Origin of the sequence: Marinomonas rhizomae, from assembly GCF_003315485.1 — a bacterium.
GTDB classification, from domain to species: Bacteria; Pseudomonadota; Gammaproteobacteria; order Pseudomonadales; family Marinomonadaceae; genus Marinomonas; species Marinomonas rhizomae.
Genome location: NZ_QNSE01000003.1, coordinates 20252 through 37204 on the forward strand (window position 1 = coordinate 20252; position 16953 = coordinate 37204).

The window sequence follows — 16953 nt, forward strand, 5'->3', positions numbered from 1 at the left end:
TAAATATCGATACTTAAGTGAATCAAGCATAGACTAAGATAAAGGGCTACCTCAAGGCATGTGGCATGTCTAGAGCATGGAGCTGCTTAGACAATGCTGTAGTAGAGAACTTCAGTTAGAAAGGTATTACAACGAAAAGTTTATAAGTGCTAACGAACTGATTGAAGCAATCAAAGAGTACATCGATGATTACAACAATGAGCGAGTTAAGCAAAAATTAAAGGGTTTGAGTCCGATAAAATATCGAAATCAGGCTCTGTTAGCCCTTAGAAATGAGTCCCGCTTATGAGGTCACTTAAAGGGCTTTTTTTGTTTATGTTTTCTTCAATAAAAAATAGAAAAATTAGCTTCTAATTCGTTTCATGTTAATGAGAATGGGGCTGCCAGTCATAGGGTCTGGAATCAGGTCGCATTCAACTCCATATAATTCACGGACTAATTCTTTTGTCATGACGTCCTTAGGGCTACCTTGCGTGATGATCTTGCCTTTTTTCATGGCAATAATATGATCAGAGTATTGGCAAGCACTTGGTAGGTCGTGGACCACCATGGCAAGAGTTTTGCCTTGTCTGGATAAATGACGTATTAATTCGAACACTTCAATTTGATGGCCTAAATCCAATGCGGACGTAGGTTCGTCTAGTAGAAGCAAGGGCGTTTCTTGGGCAATTGACATGGCTATCCAAGCGCGTTGGCGTTGCCCGCCAGATAGCGTGTCCAGCAGTCTATCTTTTAGTCCATCTAAATCCGCAGCGTTTAGAGCGTAGTTAATAGCTTGCTGGTCATCCATAGCCCATTGTTTCAACATGCTTTGGTGTGGGTGACGACCAAAGCGTATTAATTCTTCAATGGTGATTCCATCCGGTGCTAAGGTATCTTGTGGCAATAGTGCGAGACGTCTCGCCACTTCTTTGGAAGGTAAAGAGTGAATGTCTTTACCATCGAGTAACACAATCCCTGAACTTGGCGAATGAACACGAGATAAACCATTCAATAAAGTGGATTTTCCACACCCATTTGGTCCTACAATCGCAGTCACTTTACCTTCCGGCAGAGAAACGTCTAAGCTTTCAATAATGCTTGTCTTGTCATGTTTCAAGGTGAGTTTTTTGGCGCTAAGGCGAGCTAATTTGGGTATTTCAAGTGTTTGTTTAGAGGTCGTTTTAGAATGCAAAGAGGTAGCCGTCATAATGAAGTCCTTGAGGTGCGTCGTACCAGTATCCAGATTAAGTAAGGGCCGCCTATAACGGCAGTGACTATACCAACAGGTAATTCTATTGGTGACAATACTGTTCGTCCAAAGAGATCGGCAAGAATCATTACCAAGGCTCCCGTGAGCGCAGAACTTATCAAAGGAATGCCGCGATAACGCGCCAGAACCCGTGCAATCTCAGGGCCAACCAAAGCAACTAAGCCAACGGGGCCTGCTACGGCAACAGCAAGACCGGTTAGTGTTATACATAAGATTAACGCTATTACTCGAATGTGTTTGATGTTTGCACCAAGACCTGTAATCACTTGGTCTGAAAAGGGCATCAAGGCAAACTGTGAGGCAAAAAATATGCAAGCTACTAGGCAGAAAGCGAGACCAATACCAAGAATCTTTACCATCATGGGATCGCGAGCGCTCAAACTACCCACCGTCCAAGGATAAGCACTGTTTGCCACATCGATACTGACTTGGCTTAATAGTAATTGCGTAATGGCGCCAGCAATCGCTCCAATGCCAATACCGGCGACAATGAATCGATAGCCTCGTGTGCCACTGCCACCTGCTAAACCAAATGCCAAAGCCGTTGCCGTCGCAGCGCCAGCTAATGCCATGAAAGAAGGGGCAATTGAAGTGGCCATGCCGACAATAGAAGATACTGCGAATGCCATTGCAGCATTATCAATGCCAATAATACCCGGAGTAGCGAGACGGTTTCTTGCCATAGTTTGCATTAGACATCCAGCTAAACTAAAAGCAGCACCAGTGAAGAGAGCGGCTAATAAGCGAGGTAAGCGTAAATCGGCCACGATAAACTGACTCATGCTATTACCATGACCAAATAATACGGCAATGACTTCTTTCGGTGATATTGGCATGGTTCCAATACTCAGCGTTGCAACGCAAGCAATGACCAATAGGGCAAACAGCCAAACATTACGGATGACCGCTTGTTTCTCAATTAATATGGTCATGTGACGGTTTAAAGACAATAGGTGATAGCCACTTGGTGCGGTGGTGGTTTCTCCAGTATTAGGAAGAGAAAGGGTTTGATTTATCATAAGGTTGGCATTCTTCTAGAGCGCACAATTAACAAAAGCACAGGTGCGCCAATAATGGCAGTCAGCACGCCCAATGGCATTTCAGCGGGTTGAGCGACAAGGCGTGAAATAACATCTGCGCAAATAACAATAATGGGGCCGAGTGGCAAGCATAGCCATAAAGTTCGACGAATATCAGGTCCTACTAAAGCCCGTGCTGCAAAGGGGACAACGAGGCCAATAAAGGCAACTGGGCCTGCAATGGCGGTTGCGCCACCGACTAGCAAAGCGACCGCGACGATGACAATGCCACGAATACGTTGGGGCTTATGTCCAAGTCCAATAGCGACTCGTTCCCCAAGGGCCAGCGACGCTAACGGTTTAGCCGAATACAAAATGCAAGCTATCGCAATCAACATAGAAGGCAATACTGAAAATAAGGTGCTGCCGTCTCGGCCAGCAACACTACCCGTTACCCAAAAGCGTATTTCGTCGGCCGCTCTTTGGTCAAATAGCAGCAGCAAAGACGTTATCGCGAGCAGTAGGCTTGAAAGAGCAGCACCAGCAAGCACAAGGCGAATTGGATCGTTTTGCTGGCTTTGCATGCGAGCAACACCAAGTACGCACAGACAACCTAATAAGGCGCCAAACTGGGCAACACCAACGGTTAGCGTCGCGGTACTTGCTCCTAATGCTAACGTTATTGCCACAGCTAAAGAGCTTCCTGCACTCACCCCGAGTAAACCGGGCTCAGCTAATGGGTTACGCGCGACGGCTTGCATTAATGCGCCAGCAATGCCAAGCGTCAAACCGACAAATAAACCGACTAGGGTTCTGGTTGCACGTAAATGAAAGACGGTGAATTGAGCATCTGCGGAGCCATTGCCTAAGAGTGTTTGAAAAGAAGCGTGAAGACTTAAGCCGCCAGCTCCAAACAATAAACTGCAGAAACAGCAAAGTGCCAGCACCAAAAGTGCTGACACAAAAACGCTAAACAATGCTCGTTGTGCAGGAGGTGTATTAAACCAACTAATCATCTAAGTTATTTTATCTTGTTATCAATAATATTTTGAATGTCATCAAGAATAGCATGAGCAGCAAGTGGGCCTGCAGCACTTGTCCATAACTGGCCATTCACGGTAACAACTCTATCTTCTTTCACAACATTGAGGCGTGTGAAAGAGGGAGATTCTTTGGCTGCTTCAAGTGCGTCTTTGCCTTCAGTATTTAGCGTTGCCAAGAATAACCAATCACTATCGACTTTCGATAGGTTTTCTAAGCTAAGGGGGCTGCTATGAGGTCTGCCTTCCTTGATGACGCCAGCATCATTTATTGTGAAACCGGTGGCGGCTAGAACATCAGTAGAAAAGATTTGTGATGACATAACGATGGGGCCTTGAGGCATCCAGCGCGCTAATGTTGCCGAACGTTCTTCTTTGGATAGCTTATGAGTAATGACTTTTTTTAGTCTGTCTTCGCGGTCCTTAAGGTCATTTAGTATGCTGTCCATTTGTTCGCTTTTGTTTAGCGCTTGTGCATAGACTTTAGCAACTTTAATCCAATTATCAGAGACCATTCCTGGTGCTATAGGGGCGATGGTTGGTGCAATTTTAGACAGTATGTTGTATTGATCCTGAGGTAAATAAGCTGACGCCAAAATTAAATCTGGACGTTGGGCAGCAATGGCTTCTAGGTTGTTCTGGCGAGAGGTGCCTACCATATTAACGCCGCTAGCTCGTTGTTGAATGTATTCGGCTACTGAATCACCACCACGAGTAGCAATAGCTCCTAGCGGTTTTATACCTAGAGCAATTGCGCTATCTAGAGCATCTTCAGATAGCGTCACTATGCGTTTAACATCGTCGTTAATTTCCACTTCGCCATATTTTGTAGTGACGCTATGTGTGCTGGCAAATACGCTAAAAGAAGTTGTTAGGCAGGCGCAGAGCAAGATTTTTTTAAAAGAGGGTCGATTAAGCAACATAATGGATTCCTTTGGAGTGAATATCTACATCAGCTTTTAATGTCGCATTGTTGAAAAATAGGCATCAATAATGCTGTAAGCGTTTGGTAGGCTAATAAACGACATTAATGATAACGCTTCTTATTATGGTTTTTAACTGTTTATTTTCAATTAGAGTTACGAAATGCGCAACATGATGTTCTATAAGTCGCGTTGTACTTACTTAGTGTACTTATTAGCTAAATTAAATCGGTAGAGAAGAGCTAGTCGAATGAAAACCCGAAGAGGCTAATGTCGGTTTTGTAAGGGATTGCTTTCGGTGAGGTCTGTAACTGCTCTATTCGCTTTAGATACGTTGCCATTTGGTGAGCGAGTAAGTTCTTGTTATTCGGTATTGATGTTGTGAACTTTGTTGCTCTTAGCATGCTTTTAATACCATTGGTTTGAGTAAACTCTTTGTTTCCTAATAAAATGACTTCTTTGCCCATGTGCCAAAAAACATCCAAATCTCTAATTTGCATAGGGCTGATAGGCGGAACAAGAGGAACAATATCATTAAGTGTTACGATTCTGGTTAAAGGTAAATCATCAAACTCACTTGCGCCTGTGACATTAGTCACTTTAGGTTGTCCAAAGCTAATTACTTGCTCAACAGAGTAACCATCTTTCTTCAAATACATGGCAAGTATCACGGCAATAGCGCCGCCCAAGCTGTGACCTGTTAGGTGAATGGGTGTGTTTTTCGTGAGGAAAGGTTTGATGTCCTCATAAACAGCTTTTGCACCAGAGCCAAAACCTTGATGTAGTTTTATATCAAGAATAGCGTCTTGCTTTAATTGTAAATCTAAATCCAACATGGCATTTTCTAAGTTTGCAGTGCCACGAATAGCGATGGTTTGAACCCCATGGGCATGAGTTAAAAAATAACTGACTTGAGATAAGGGAATTAAAGACTGATGTACCAGTATTTGACCTTGTTCTTGAAGGCGTCGTTCGAGTGTGTCGGTATCCAGGTAAGTGTCATTTGATAATGTGGCTTGAGTCTTTATGATGGCAAAATCAGGAGAGGCGAATGCCAATTGGAAAGGCATAGCAATCCAAAAAGCCAGAACAATGAACGTATTTTTTAGCATGATGAAATAAAAGCAACATAGTAAATAGGAAAACGCAGAGTACTAAAAAATGGCTTTTACGAACAGAGCTTTGTCATTGCTTGATGACTTTGGTAAGTTCGAAAATGACTTACCAAAGTATCGAAGAGGGTGTGCAGTACTTAAGTTAAAAACTATAAGTCGCAACCGCTCCAATTAATACGTCTAACGCCACCAATAGTGACTGTTGATAGAGTGTAAAGACTGCCTTTCATCATGTATGCCGCATATGCACGAGCGAGTGTTTTTTTGATTTTTTGTGACATATTTTTTGTCGTAATATTTTCCATAGCTATTTCCTCTTCAGGTTGATTTATGCGCTGATAATAGAAGCACTAATTCTGCTCGGCAAACGACGTATTTTCATTGAAATGATGAGATAAATTCACCGATTTTGATGTTGTTATTAGTTATTCTATTTCGCGCTAAATTGCCGATAAATATAAGGTTTTTTGCATATTTAATTCATAAATCTAGTGGACTATGACGCATTTAAGGATGTTGATGATTTAATGTTTTGACCGATCGTATATATATGTTGAAACGCATCAAACATTGTCGTGCCGTCACTATCAAAAAGACTGTTGATATAGCTTAAGCTCTAATAGGAAAAGCCCTTTTTTTTAAAATCGACCGTGTGTTTTTTGTTAGTATTGTTTAATACATTTATTAGGCATCTTGTAAGGTCAGTATTAATAGGGAAAGGTTCATGATCAAAGTCCGTTCATATCAAGCAAATGATGCCGAAGCGCTTTGGTATTTATTCTTCAGTACCGTTCGTACGGTGAATGCTCGTGATTATTCTCAAGTTCAGATCGAAGCTTGGGCGCCAGAGGGTGTTGATATGAGTGTTTGGCAAAATAAGATGACAGATCTTCAGCCTGTTGTTGCTGAGTTGGATAATGTGGTTGTTGGTTATTGTGATTTACAGCCAGATGGTTTGATTGATCATTTCTTTTGTCATCATGAGTACCAGCGGCAAGGCGTAGGGCGGGCGTTAATGAATTATATTTTACACTTAGCAGATGAACGAGGCGTTTCTTGTCTATATTCTCATGTCAGCATTACCGCGAAGCCTTTTTTTGAACGTTTTGGTTTTTCGCTTGTGAATGAGCAGAGAGTGCTTGTGCGAGAGCAAGAGTTGACTAATTTTGTTATGGAAAAAAGAGTGAATAAACACTTAGAGTGCTAATTTAGTCTCGTTACTGAGAAAAGAGGATGGCATCAGGTACAAGCCGATACCATCGAGGCTTTACGGACGAACTATGATTTTTACAGCCGATTCATTATTATGAATCAAGGTATCGAACCCTTGAGAAATCAGATCATCAAGTTCAATTCTTTGAGTAATAAAAGGCTCTAGATTTACTTTGCCTTCTTCAACCAGTTTGATGGTTTCTTTATGGTTGTTGACATAAGCAATGGTACCGCGAATATCCAGTTCTTTCATGACAACGCTATGCACATTGACAGTGGCTGGGTGACTCCAGATAGAGACAATCACAATGGCGCCGGTGGCTTTTGTGCTTTCAACTAAAGTATCCAACACTTTGTTGTTACTGGTACATTCAAAAGCCACATCGACACCACGGTTTTCTGTGATCTTCATGACTTCATCTGTGACGTTAACGTCGGTCGGATCCAAAATATAGTCTGCAACACCAGTATCGTGCGCTTTTTCTTTACGCTTAGCACTTAGCTCGGTCAGAATGACAGTAATGCCCTTGGCCTTTAATACGGCGGATAACAGCAAACCAATGGGGCCGCCACCGCCAACCAGTGCAATATCACCCGCTTTTGCGTCACTGCGAACAAACGCATGATAGCCAACGGCCAATGGTTCAATCAAAGCGGCTTGATCCAAGGGGATTGAATTGGCAATAGGGTGAACCCAACGGCGTTTCACCGCGATCTTCTCGGACAAACCGCCACCGCAACCGCCAAGGCCAATAAAGTTCATATTCTTCGATAAGTGGTAATTTTCCCCTGGTCCGGTTGGCACATCATCAGCAATAATGTAAGGCTCCACCACAACCTGCTGACCGACCTGAATGTCTTCAACACCTTCTCCCACAGCGTAAACCACCCCTGAAAATTCATGCCCCATGGTGATAGGTGCAGACTCTCCAGAAATAGGATGTGGATGACCGCAAGGCGGGATAAAAATTGGCCCTTCCATAAATTCATGTAGATCGGTACCACAGATACCACACCAGGCAACATCAATACCGACTGTACCAGGTTCGACAGTAGGCTCTGGAATATCCTCGATGCGGATATCCCCTTTATCGTAAAAACGAGCAGCTTTCATTTGGCTTTCCTTGTGTTTGCTTAGAAAATAGTAACCAAGTTCAAGCTAGGTAGGCCACTAGTAGAAGTCAAATTGAATGGTGGAAATCTCACCTTTTACTGACAATTATCAATTGATCCGACTTGAAAATGATTGTGCGAGTCACTTTTTGGCCTTTTTGTCACGGAGTATTGTCGTTGATGAATAAGTGATTGGTTTGGATTCGGAGAGCATCAAATTGACTGTATTTGAAATCAAGAAATCATTTTTAGATCGTTAGATCTCAATGGAGTCAGCTATCGTCAAGAGTGGTAATACGCTAAACTACACGGCTTTAATCTTCCCGAAAATGACCCTGAGTATCTAATGAGCACCGAGTTTTCTATTTTATCTGCAACCTTGCTATTTTTATTCGTTATCGATCCGTTCGGTAATATTCCTATTTTATTGTCTGTAATGAAGGGCGTTCCGCAGAAGCGTCAATATCAAATCGTAGTGCGTGATGGTTTGATTGGTTTGGTTATTTTGGTGTGTTTCTTATTTTTTGGGGCGGAGTTTTTGGCGCTGTTGCATTTGGAAACCGAATCCATTTCAATCGCTGGTGGCGTGGTATTGTTCGTGATTGCGCTAAAGATGATTTTTCCTTCGCCTTATACGAAAGACGCAGCCCCAGTAATGGAGCCCTTCATTGTGCCGATTTCTATCCCTATGTTGGCTGGTCCTTCTACTTTGGCGACGTTATTGGTGATGGTTAAAAGTTACCCAAATGATCAGCAAGACTTACTTATCTCTGTTGGTGCAGCATGGGCGATTTCTGTGGTTATTTTGGCGATGGCGCCATTGCTGAATCGAGTATTGAGAGAGAAGGGCTTGGCAGCGTTAGAGCGTTTGATGGGGATGTTGCTGTTGATGATGTCTGTGCAGATGTTGGTTAATGGTGTGCGAAGTTTGTTTACTCATACATTAGCGGCACTATAAAGGCCATTAATTAATAAACTCTTAGCCCTTCTATGGAAGGGCTAATGGCTGTTTTGATACGGCAATGCCATTCAAGTCGCAATAAATATAATCTCCTTGGGCAATTGTCATACCTGCAAAATGAAGTGCTTTGCCTAAATCACCTAAGCCACGCTTTTCTGTCGGCATTGGGTGTGCGCATAAAGCATGAATGCCAATGTTGAGTTGTGACTGAGCAGCAATATCCCGAATAGCTCCGTTTATGACAAATCCTTCCCAGCCGTTATTGACGGCTTTCTCAGCAAGCATATCGCCAAGTAGTGCACGTCGTTTACTGCCACCACCGTCAATGACCATGACTTTTCCTTTACCATTTTCAGCGACTAACTCTCTTACTCGACTGTTGTCTTCAAAACAAGATACAGTCACGACTTCACCATAAAAATCAGTTCGTTTACCGTAAGAAGTAAAAATTGGATCTGCAATTTGAAGTTTTTCTGGGTACAAGTCACATAGATCGGGAAGGAGGTCTTTCATATTTACACCTATTTAGAATCAAAAGGAATGCGTTTGACTCTAAATAGGTGTGTGTTAAATAGCCAGTAGTTGTGGTGGATATTCAGTATTCAGTGATGTGATTAGTCCTCTGTGACTGGGATGTCGCTGGGATCTATTAAGCCATGTTCTACTGCGATTTGTAGTAATTGAATGACCAGTTCGTCCGGGGGAAGTAAATGTAAGGGGGTTAGTTGGCCTTGTGCTACTACGGCATCGTCTAAGTCAACATCGCGCTCTTCAAACCACGAATGAATGCTTTGTACTTCGAAGCTTGGCTCTAAACCTTTAATATCATAGGTGGCTTCAACTAAAAGATTGAGCGATTCAGGTTCTAGAGCGTAAATAACGTCGGTATCAAATTCATTGATCCATTCCGCTAAGATATCGCTGGCTTCAAAGCCAAACTCGTAGAGTTGTTGTTCATCTAGGTCGTGTGCGTTAGGCTCAATTCTATGGTTTTCTAACCATTCGTCGTCAGGGATGACCAGTACTTCTTTCACTTGTGCTTCATGGGTCGACCAAGTGAAAAGTAATGGGAATGCTGGCTCGTCGGAAGAGTTGGCGACAGCCGTCATGAATATAGGTAAACTTGCCATAATTTAGAACCAATGTTTGATTGTTAAGGAAGAATAAATGACCAGCCGAATCAAGATCAGTAGTGCGTTTGATGGCGGTAACATCTCCGTTATTAATGCTTCGGAGCCGGACAATATTAGAGTAAAGATCCCTAATGATACAAACTCTAAATTTTTGCAGTGGTTTTATTTTCGTTTGCAAGGCGGAATGGGAGAGCAATGTGTCATCCAATTTGAGAATGCCAGCGATGCAGCTTACCCAGATGGCTGGGTGGATTATCAAGCAGTGGCATCTTACGACCGAGAGTATTGGTTCCGCGTACCAACTGAATACATAGACGGTAAATTGGTGATTACTCACCAGCCAGAACAAGACAGTGTGTATTATGCGTATTTTGCGCCTTATAGCTACGAGCGTCATTTAGATATGATTGCTTGGGCCGCGAGCAATGAAGACTGTATTACTGATCATTTAGGTGAAACAGCGGAAGGTCGCGATATTACTTTGTTGGAAATTAGCAAAACTCAAGGTCTCGCTAAAAACATTTGGATTATTGCTCGTCAACATCCTGGTGAAACCATGGCAGAATGGTTTATCGAAGGTTTGCTTGAGCGTTTATTTGATGAGTCTCACCCAGTTTCACGCTCGCTTTTAAATCAGTGTCGTTTTTATGTAGTGCCAAATATGAACCCAGACGGCGCTGTACATGGTAATTTGAGAGTTAACTCCAAAGGCGTGAATTTGAACCGTGAATGGAAAAATCCAACGGCAGAGTTCAGCCCCGAAGTGTTGGCAGTACAAAAGAAAATGGCTGAAACAGGTGTGGATCTATTTTTAGATATCCATGGTGATGAAGCCTTGCCCGTTAATTTTGTAGATGGTTGTCAAGGTGTGCCATCTTTTGATGTGCGTATGGAGGCGATGGAGACGCTGTTTAAAGAAGTTTTTACTGCTGTCAGTCCTGATTTTCAGACAGAAATTGGCTATACGCCAGATCAATTTGGCGAAGCGAACTTAACTGTGGCAACCAAATGGGTTGGAGAAACCTATAACTGTTTGTCTTTTACCTTAGAAATGCCGTTCAAAGACAATAAAAATTTGCCAGATGATATGGTTGGTTGGTCACCAGAGCGTGCAAAAATTCTGGGTGCCGATGTTTTGTATCCTATTCATCAAGTGATTATGAGTGCTCACATGAAGGCGAATGATTAAGTAATGAATGATCTTGAAAAGGATTCGTTGGAATCGCTAAAGCTTGCCATGCGTCAGTTCGCGCAAGATAGAGAGTGGGATAAATTTCATTCACCTAAAAATTTGTCTATGGCATTGGCGGGCGAGACGGCTGAATTACTCGACTGCTTTCGCTGGTTAACGGAAGAGGCCTCTTATGGATTGGATGCAGAACAAATGTCGGCAGTGAAAGACGAGCTAGCAGATGTGTTGCTTTTTACCGTTCGTTTGGCTGATAAACTTAACGTCGATTTGTTCACAGCTGCGCAAGCTAAAATGGCGAAAAATGCTGAGCGTTATCCTACCGAAAAAGTGAAGGGAAGCGCGAAGAAATATAACCAGTACTAACGTTATCTCAGAACGTTTAAATAGCGTGGCTTTATGTTAAAAATCTACTGCTTGGCTATGGCGGTCTTGTAAGAAGTCGATTAGCATCAAGCACGAATATAAGCCCATTATTTATTTTATAACATGTTATTTTAGGATGAGAGAAAATGCCTAAGGCGAGTGAAATTAAAAAGAATATTGCTATTAGCTATGACAATAAAACCTACATAGTAAAAGACATTGAGCGTTCTGTACCTCAAGGTCGCGCTGGTGGTAGTCTTTATCGTATGCGTATGTATGACGTAGTGACGGGGCGTAAATTAGACGAGACATTCAAAGATTCCGATATGATTGATCTTGCAGATTTAGTTCGTCGTCAAGCGATGTTTTCTTACACGGATGGTGATGAGTATGTTTTCATGGATAATGAAGACTATACACCTTACAACTTGAATAAAAGTGCCATTGAAGAAGAAATTCTTTTTGTGAACGAAGATACAGTTGGTATTCAAGTCGTTTTGGTTGATGATGTGCCTGTAATTATTGAGTTACCGACAAACGTTGAATTAGAGGTTATCGAAACTGATCCCTCGATCAAAGGTGCTTCAGCAACGTCTCGAAACAAACCTGCTAAGCTGTCTACAGGTGCTGTGATTCAAGTGCCTGAGCATATTTCTACTGGTGACCGTATCAAGGTTAACGTAGAGGAACGTAAGTTTGCAGGTCGAGCTGAGAAATAATACCTTTAACGATTTGTTGGAAAATAAAAATGCAGCCAATTTGGCTGCATTTTTATTTAGCTATTAGTTCATAAAGATGTAGTGCTTAGTCTTTTTTAGCCGCTTCTTTCAAGGCGTCTTTCACCTTTTTATCTGGATGATTGTTTGCCTCTGTTAGTCCGGCTTCTCTCTGTACGGCGGCTAACACGCCTCGCAAAATCCCCAATTCTTGTTTTTCAGGGCGAGAGCGATTGAAGAAACGATGCAGCTTATCTAACACCTTGCCTGGGTGGCTGCGGATAATGAAGTTGATACCATAAAGGGTTTCTTCTAAGTGTTCATAGAAAAGATCCATATCTTTCTTGTGAGGGTATTCAGGGGTTTCTTTTTTGTAGTTTTCTTTATTCTGATTTGCCATCCAGATTTCGTAGGCAACAATTTGCACGGCTTGTGAAATATTTAATACCGGGTATTCGTCGTTGGCGTCGATATACACTTGGCGGTGACATTGAGCGATTTCGTCGTTTAATAAACCTGTGGTTTCACGACCAAATACGATAGCAACGTTATGATCTACTGCTTCTGGAATGACGCTTTCAGCGCACTCACGAGCATTCATAATAGGGAGCTGGAAAGTACGGTGGCGTGCGCTTGTACCAATGACAAGGCTACAGTCGGAAATGGCTTCTTCTAAGGTAGAAACGATGGTGGCGTTTTCAAGCAGGTCGACAGCGCCAGCAGCTCGGCTGGTGGCTTCTTCTGATGGGTAATCATTAGGATCAACCAAATATAGGTTGGTTAATCCCATGTTTTTCATGGCGCGGGCAATAGCACCGACATTACCTGGATGAAAAGTGTTGATCAGTACAATTCGGATGTTACTTAGCATGGCTTGTGAAGTACTCAGGGTTGTTTGTCTCTTAGTTTTTTAACTAGTCTGATTATGGTTTCAGCGTGAGTGATTGCTCGGTGCTGGCAAAATCGACTTTATCTAAGATGACTTTGGTTGTGTCATTAAAGAGGAATTGATTACAGGCGTGATGATACAGGGAACCTGTCTCTAACACCAATCGGTAGTTGCCTCTCGGGATGTAATTGGCGGCATAAGCTTGTTTACCATACAAGTAGATAGAAAAGGGCGCTTGCCCATTATAGGGCTGGAAAGTGAGAATACTGCTTTCCGGTAACTGATTCATAATCCGCAAACGGCTATTGCCATTTGCTTTGCCAATTAGCTTGCCATGCTCAGGTGCCGCGCCAGGCTGGCCAAAGCAGCCCGTTTGCAATGCGTTCTGCACGCTACCAAAACCGATATTTTTTGCTTGAACCCATCCATTCATTCCATTGTAACGTACGGTTAGCCAATTCCCCTGAGATTTAATGCTTTGTAGGTTGGATTGTGTCGGAATGGTTTGCAAGATTGCGCTGGATATATCGGGTTCTGCATATAGGGCAGTATCGGCTAAGGTGTAACTTATACCAACACGAAATTGCGGATATAAACCACTTATGTAGGTGGCCGCTTTTGGTTCGGCGACAACATCTTGTTGTGAAGATTGCCAATACAGTGTGCTGTATATGCCCGCTGCGAAACAAGCGATATAAGTTGCTACGCGAAAAGCCGCTTTCGCTGCATCTAATCGGATTGGTTGACTAACTGGCTCGTTATAAAAAGACTGTTTGGGTTGAGTGTATTCTTCCTCATCGTCAACAAAAGATTGATAAGGCGGGATGTCTGGTTTTCCGTCGTTTTGGTTGTCGGTGTAACTGTAGCCTTGCGAGGTGAAGTTTTTAGAAGCCTTAAATGCTTCTTCATAAAGGGCTTTAACGCGTTTCTCGTTGAGAGTATTCCTTGCTGCTTTGATGGCGTCATTACGTGTTTTTTCATGATGCGCATTGTTGCGCTTCATTTCTTCATAGGCACGTTGCCGTTCTTTTACAAATGCTTCTTGTTCTTTGTCAGTGGCGGTTGAAAAGTTTGTGTAGCGATTCTTTGCACCAGAGCTTTGTGTATTCTCTTTGGTAAAAGTAAACGGTTTCCAATCGTTGACTTGAGCCCCTTGGCGAATGGCACTGCTGACATTTTCATAAGCGGCCTGAAGTCGTTGAAAAAGTTCTGTCGTGTCTTTGTCTGGGTTTTTGTCTGGGTGATAGCGCCTAGCCAAACGTCTAAATGCGGTTTTTGCTTCCTGCTCGCTGGCGGTAGTTGGAATTTCCAGCAGTTGATAATCGTCTAGTAGGCTCATGCGATATTAGCTATTAACCGTGTTTTTATGAATGGGTTGGATAAATAAATGACTGAAGCATTATGCACGATTTGTGGAATCTAACAAAGGTGGAACTTTTTAACCTACCAGCGTTAGATAATCTGTCGGTGTCATAGGTCTGTATAGATGGTAACCTTGCCCTACTTGGCACTGCCATTGTAGTAATAATTGCAAGACCTCTTCAGATTCTATGCCTTCTGCCACACTTATAATAGTAAGCGCCTTGCTGAGGTCAATCATATTGCGGCATAAGGTTTGGCTTTGTGGATCATTGAGTAAATTCATCACAAAGAATTGGTCGATTTTTAATTCGTCAGTTTCTAGAGAGACGAGGTTTTGCATGGAGCTATAACCGACGCCAAAGTCATCTATGGCGAGTTTAAAGCCTGTTCGATGTAAGAGCTTTACGTTGTTATGAACAATATCGTTATTTTGAAAAACACTGGTTTCAGTGATCTCGATAGTAAATTTTTTGGCCGATAATTGGTGGCTTTGTATTTGCTTAATAACTCGCTTGGCAAAGTCTTCCTGCAATAAGTCTAATGCAGAGATATTAACGGATAGACGTTGTGTTTCCAGTAATCTGGGGTGTTCTGACGCCCAATGAAATACTTTTTCAAGCAACATGTCGGTGAGTTTGTATATGAGACCTGTTTGCTCTGCAAGTGGAATGAACTCGGCTGGAGATACCTGACCTAGGTATTGATTATGCCACCTAATAAGTACTTCGCCACCGATAATACTGCGATCCGCTAAATTGACTTGTGGTTGAATGTGGAAGTGCAGCTTTTCCAGTTGAATGTCGTCTGTTAATTGAGTAATTAAACTCAGTTGATGTGCATGATTGTTTTTTAAACTATCTGTAAATGTTGCCCAATTCCCTGATAAGTGAGTAACTGAATGGTTAGCAATAAGGGCGTTCTGATACAGCTTGTCTAAATTTGATCCTTGTGAAGGATAGAGGGCGCTGCCTATCTTATATTGGTGCCTGAAATGAATTTTGTTGATTAATGTTGGTGTATCAAAAATGTGTTGGATCTCCAAAACCTGTTGTTTGATTCGATCAGGAGTCGTGCTTATTAAGACAATATTGGTTGATGTTATTCTAATGAGTGTCTGGGCACTTTTGTTAGGTAAGGGAAAGGTGAGAATGCCTTCCATCCTCAATACTTGTTTGTGGATGTTCTTGATTGTTTCGCAGATGGCAGAGTCTGCCTTAGCTGGGCCAAAGGCTTGGCTTAAAGTGGGGTAGTTGCTAATCTCGATCATGATGAGCGCTAATTGTGGTGTGTTTTGCGTTATCTGTGGTAATAAGGCGGGTAACTTATCAAAATAATACGTTCGATTTGGTAGGCCAGTTGAGTAGTCAGTAAGAGCTTGCAATGCTCGATTACGTTCGAATTGTTTGGCTTTATCTGCAAACGCAAAAGAAAAACCGAGTAGTTGTAATAGACTAGAAACAGGAAATATAGATTCTGTAAGAAGGTTGATTGGCAGAACTTCCCAGAATATGAGTGTGTTTAGTATGCTGCCAATTATCAGAACGAACCAAGAAAACAAATAAAAACGAACTGCGATAAAGCCTTTTCGGTAGGCTTTTATTCCCCAGTATGTGCAAACTACGAACATCAGTAGCTCAACTGCACCAAAAAAGAGAGCCCCCGTTTTAACCGAGAATATTTGTGTTGAAAATAAGAAGGCAATAAAAAACACATCCCCATATCTTTTAACAAAAGATTGGGGTGAGGGGATATGAATTTCTTTCAAAAAATGCAAACTGAAACGAAACAGTATCCATGCGCCAATACCAAATATAGTAAATAAGTTTCTAATGATCCATTGGTTGATCTCAGGTGAAAAAATCCATCGGTTGAACCCTGTAATAACAGATAGCGCAATGATAATAGCGACGTTCAAGGCGAGGTAATAAACAAAGCCTGGTTGTCTGAGGAGACTAAAAACAAAGACATTATGAGCAAGCAGAATCGACAAACTACTGATGATAAAGGTCCAAAAAATCAGTTGTTGGACTTTTTGGGTTTCGGCACTTACATCATCAAACAACATAAAAGGCGTCAGTAGCGGGCTATTGCCCTGTTTACGGATTAATAGAGTAGTATTGTTTTTGTTGGATAATGAAATAGGAACCCAAATACCGTTGTAATGACTTGCATCATTTTGCCAATCATCGAGCGCTCCTTTTTTCCAGTGGTTTTGAAGTTGATCGCCATGAAATAGATAGAAATCTAAATGCTCGATTAAATAATAATTTAAACTGAGGTGTATCGTTTTTTCTGTGTCACTTGATGTTAGTTTAGGAAAGGTTAACTTGTGCCAATAGGCACGCTCTGAAAAGCCCTGAGACTCTTCATAAATACCTTGTTGAAAGTGTCCTGTTGATAATACTTCTTCAGCGGATAAGGTTTGTTTTTCTTCGAAAGTTAGAATGGGTGTATTGATTCTTGAGTCACTGCCATAGAAAGTGATGGTGTTTTCTGCCCACAGCTGGGCCGATGTAAAAAGAAATAAGAGAAAACACTTTGCTGCCATTCCTGCTGTTCCTAATTGAAAATATGGAGATTAGGTGGATCCTTCTAAGATCGGCGCTATAACAATATCACTGTTGTCTCAAGTAAGACTTTACTTGCATTTCTGTTTGCTTTCT

General features: G+C 42.1%; 17 protein-coding genes and 1 pseudogene. 6 read left to right on the plus strand and 12 right to left on the minus strand.

Annotated features, from left to right (window positions below; translation table 11 throughout):
* Positions 1-166 precede the first annotated feature (166 nt).
* Positions 167-289 (plus strand): annotated as a pseudogene (locus tag DFP80_RS21035) (IS3 family transposase); the annotation flags it as partial.
* A 54-nt stretch (positions 290-343) separates the two neighbouring features.
* Here the strand turns inward: DFP80_RS21035 and DFP80_RS03680 are convergent.
* From DFP80_RS03680 to DFP80_RS20620, 6 genes are all read right to left on the minus strand, one after another.
* On the minus strand, positions 344-1189 hold the full coding sequence (locus DFP80_RS03680) for an ABC transporter ATP-binding protein (protein ID WP_113915469.1): 846 nt from the start codon (positions 1187-1189) through the stop codon (positions 344-346).
* Complete coding sequence (locus DFP80_RS03685) at positions 1186-2271, minus strand: FecCD family ABC transporter permease (protein ID WP_113915470.1); 1086 nt, start codon at positions 2269-2271, stop codon at positions 1186-1188. Before DFP80_RS03685 ends, DFP80_RS03680 begins: the two co-directional genes overlap by 4 nt.
* On the minus strand, positions 2268-3287 hold the full coding sequence (locus DFP80_RS03690; protein ID WP_113915471.1) for a FecCD family ABC transporter permease: 1020 nt from the start codon (positions 3285-3287) through the stop codon (positions 2268-2270). Before DFP80_RS03690 ends, DFP80_RS03685 begins: the two co-directional genes overlap by 4 nt.
* Positions 3288-3292: 5 nt before the next feature.
* Positions 3293-4234 (minus strand): ABC transporter substrate-binding protein, encoded by a 942-nt coding sequence (locus DFP80_RS03695; protein WP_113915472.1) that lies wholly within the window; start codon positions 4232-4234, stop codon positions 3293-3295.
* Positions 4235-4476: 242 nt separating this feature from the next.
* The gene (locus tag DFP80_RS03700; RefSeq protein ID WP_113915473.1) at positions 4477-5304 is read right to left on the minus strand and encodes a lipase family protein; all 828 of its coding nucleotides are present in this window, start codon (positions 5302-5304) and stop codon (positions 4477-4479) included.
* 194 nt (positions 5305-5498) lie between these two features.
* Positions 5499-5654 carry a hypothetical protein gene (locus DFP80_RS20620; protein ID WP_158601343.1) on the minus strand — a complete coding sequence of 52 codons (156 nt, stop codon included), beginning with the start codon at positions 5652-5654 and terminating at the stop codon, positions 5499-5501.
* Positions 5655-6073: 419 nt separating this feature from the next.
* Here DFP80_RS20620 and DFP80_RS03705 point away from each other — a divergent pair, with 419 nt between their 5' ends.
* Complete coding sequence (locus DFP80_RS03705) at positions 6074-6556, plus strand: GNAT family N-acetyltransferase (protein WP_113915474.1); 483 nt, start codon at positions 6074-6076, stop codon at positions 6554-6556.
* Positions 6557-6616: 60 nt separating this feature from the next.
* Here DFP80_RS03705 and DFP80_RS03710 read toward each other — a convergent pair whose 3' ends face one another.
* Positions 6617-7675 (minus strand): 2,3-butanediol dehydrogenase, encoded by a 1059-nt coding sequence (locus DFP80_RS03710; RefSeq protein WP_113915475.1) that lies wholly within the window; start codon positions 7673-7675, stop codon positions 6617-6619.
* 345 nt (positions 7676-8020) lie between these two features.
* On the opposite strand from DFP80_RS03710, the gene DFP80_RS03715 reads away from it, so the two are divergent.
* Entirely contained in the window at positions 8021-8632 is a 612-nt protein-coding gene (locus DFP80_RS03715) for a MarC family protein (protein WP_113915476.1), read from the plus strand.
* Positions 8633-8662: 30 nt separating this feature from the next.
* Here DFP80_RS03715 and DFP80_RS03720 read toward each other — a convergent pair whose 3' ends face one another.
* Both DFP80_RS03720 and DFP80_RS03725 read right to left on the minus strand, forming a co-directional pair.
* Positions 8663-9148 (minus strand): putative 4-hydroxy-4-methyl-2-oxoglutarate aldolase, encoded by a 486-nt coding sequence (locus DFP80_RS03720; RefSeq protein ID WP_113915477.1) that lies wholly within the window; start codon positions 9146-9148, stop codon positions 8663-8665.
* Between the two features lie 101 nt (positions 9149-9249).
* Positions 9250-9765, minus strand: a complete 516-nt coding sequence (locus DFP80_RS03725; RefSeq protein WP_113915478.1) for a hypothetical protein — start codon at positions 9763-9765, stop codon at positions 9250-9252.
* Between the two features lie 37 nt (positions 9766-9802).
* On the opposite strand from DFP80_RS03725, the gene DFP80_RS03730 reads away from it, so the two are divergent.
* The 3 genes from DFP80_RS03730 (at position 9803) to efpL (ending at position 12042) form a co-directional block, all read left to right on the plus strand.
* The gene (locus DFP80_RS03730) at positions 9803-10957 is read left to right on the plus strand and encodes a M14 family metallopeptidase (protein ID WP_113915479.1); all 1155 of its coding nucleotides are present in this window, start codon (positions 9803-9805) and stop codon (positions 10955-10957) included.
* A gap of 3 nt (positions 10958-10960) precedes the next feature.
* Positions 10961-11323, plus strand: coding sequence for a nucleotide pyrophosphohydrolase (locus DFP80_RS03735; RefSeq protein ID WP_113915480.1), 363 nt, complete (start codon positions 10961-10963; stop codon positions 11321-11323).
* Positions 11324-11469: 146 nt separating this feature from the next.
* A complete protein-coding gene (gene efpL, locus DFP80_RS03740; RefSeq protein ID WP_113915481.1) occupies positions 11470-12042 on the plus strand; it encodes an elongation factor P-like protein EfpL in 573 nt (190 codons plus the stop codon).
* An 85-nt stretch (positions 12043-12127) separates the two neighbouring features.
* Here efpL and trmJ read toward each other — a convergent pair whose 3' ends face one another.
* The 3 genes from trmJ to DFP80_RS03755 form a co-directional block, all read right to left on the minus strand.
* The gene (gene trmJ, locus DFP80_RS03745) at positions 12128-12910 is read right to left on the minus strand and encodes a tRNA (cytosine(32)/uridine(32)-2'-O)-methyltransferase TrmJ (RefSeq protein WP_113915482.1); all 783 of its coding nucleotides are present in this window, start codon (positions 12908-12910) and stop codon (positions 12128-12130) included.
* Positions 12911-12962: 52 nt separating this feature from the next.
* The gene (locus tag DFP80_RS03750) at positions 12963-14267 is read right to left on the minus strand and encodes a J domain-containing protein (RefSeq protein WP_113915483.1); all 1305 of its coding nucleotides are present in this window, start codon (positions 14265-14267) and stop codon (positions 12963-12965) included.
* A gap of 99 nt (positions 14268-14366) precedes the next feature.
* On the minus strand, positions 14367-16838 hold the full coding sequence (locus DFP80_RS03755) for an EAL domain-containing protein (protein WP_113915484.1): 2472 nt from the start codon (positions 16836-16838) through the stop codon (positions 14367-14369).
* Between the last annotated feature and the right edge of the window lie 115 nt (positions 16839-16953).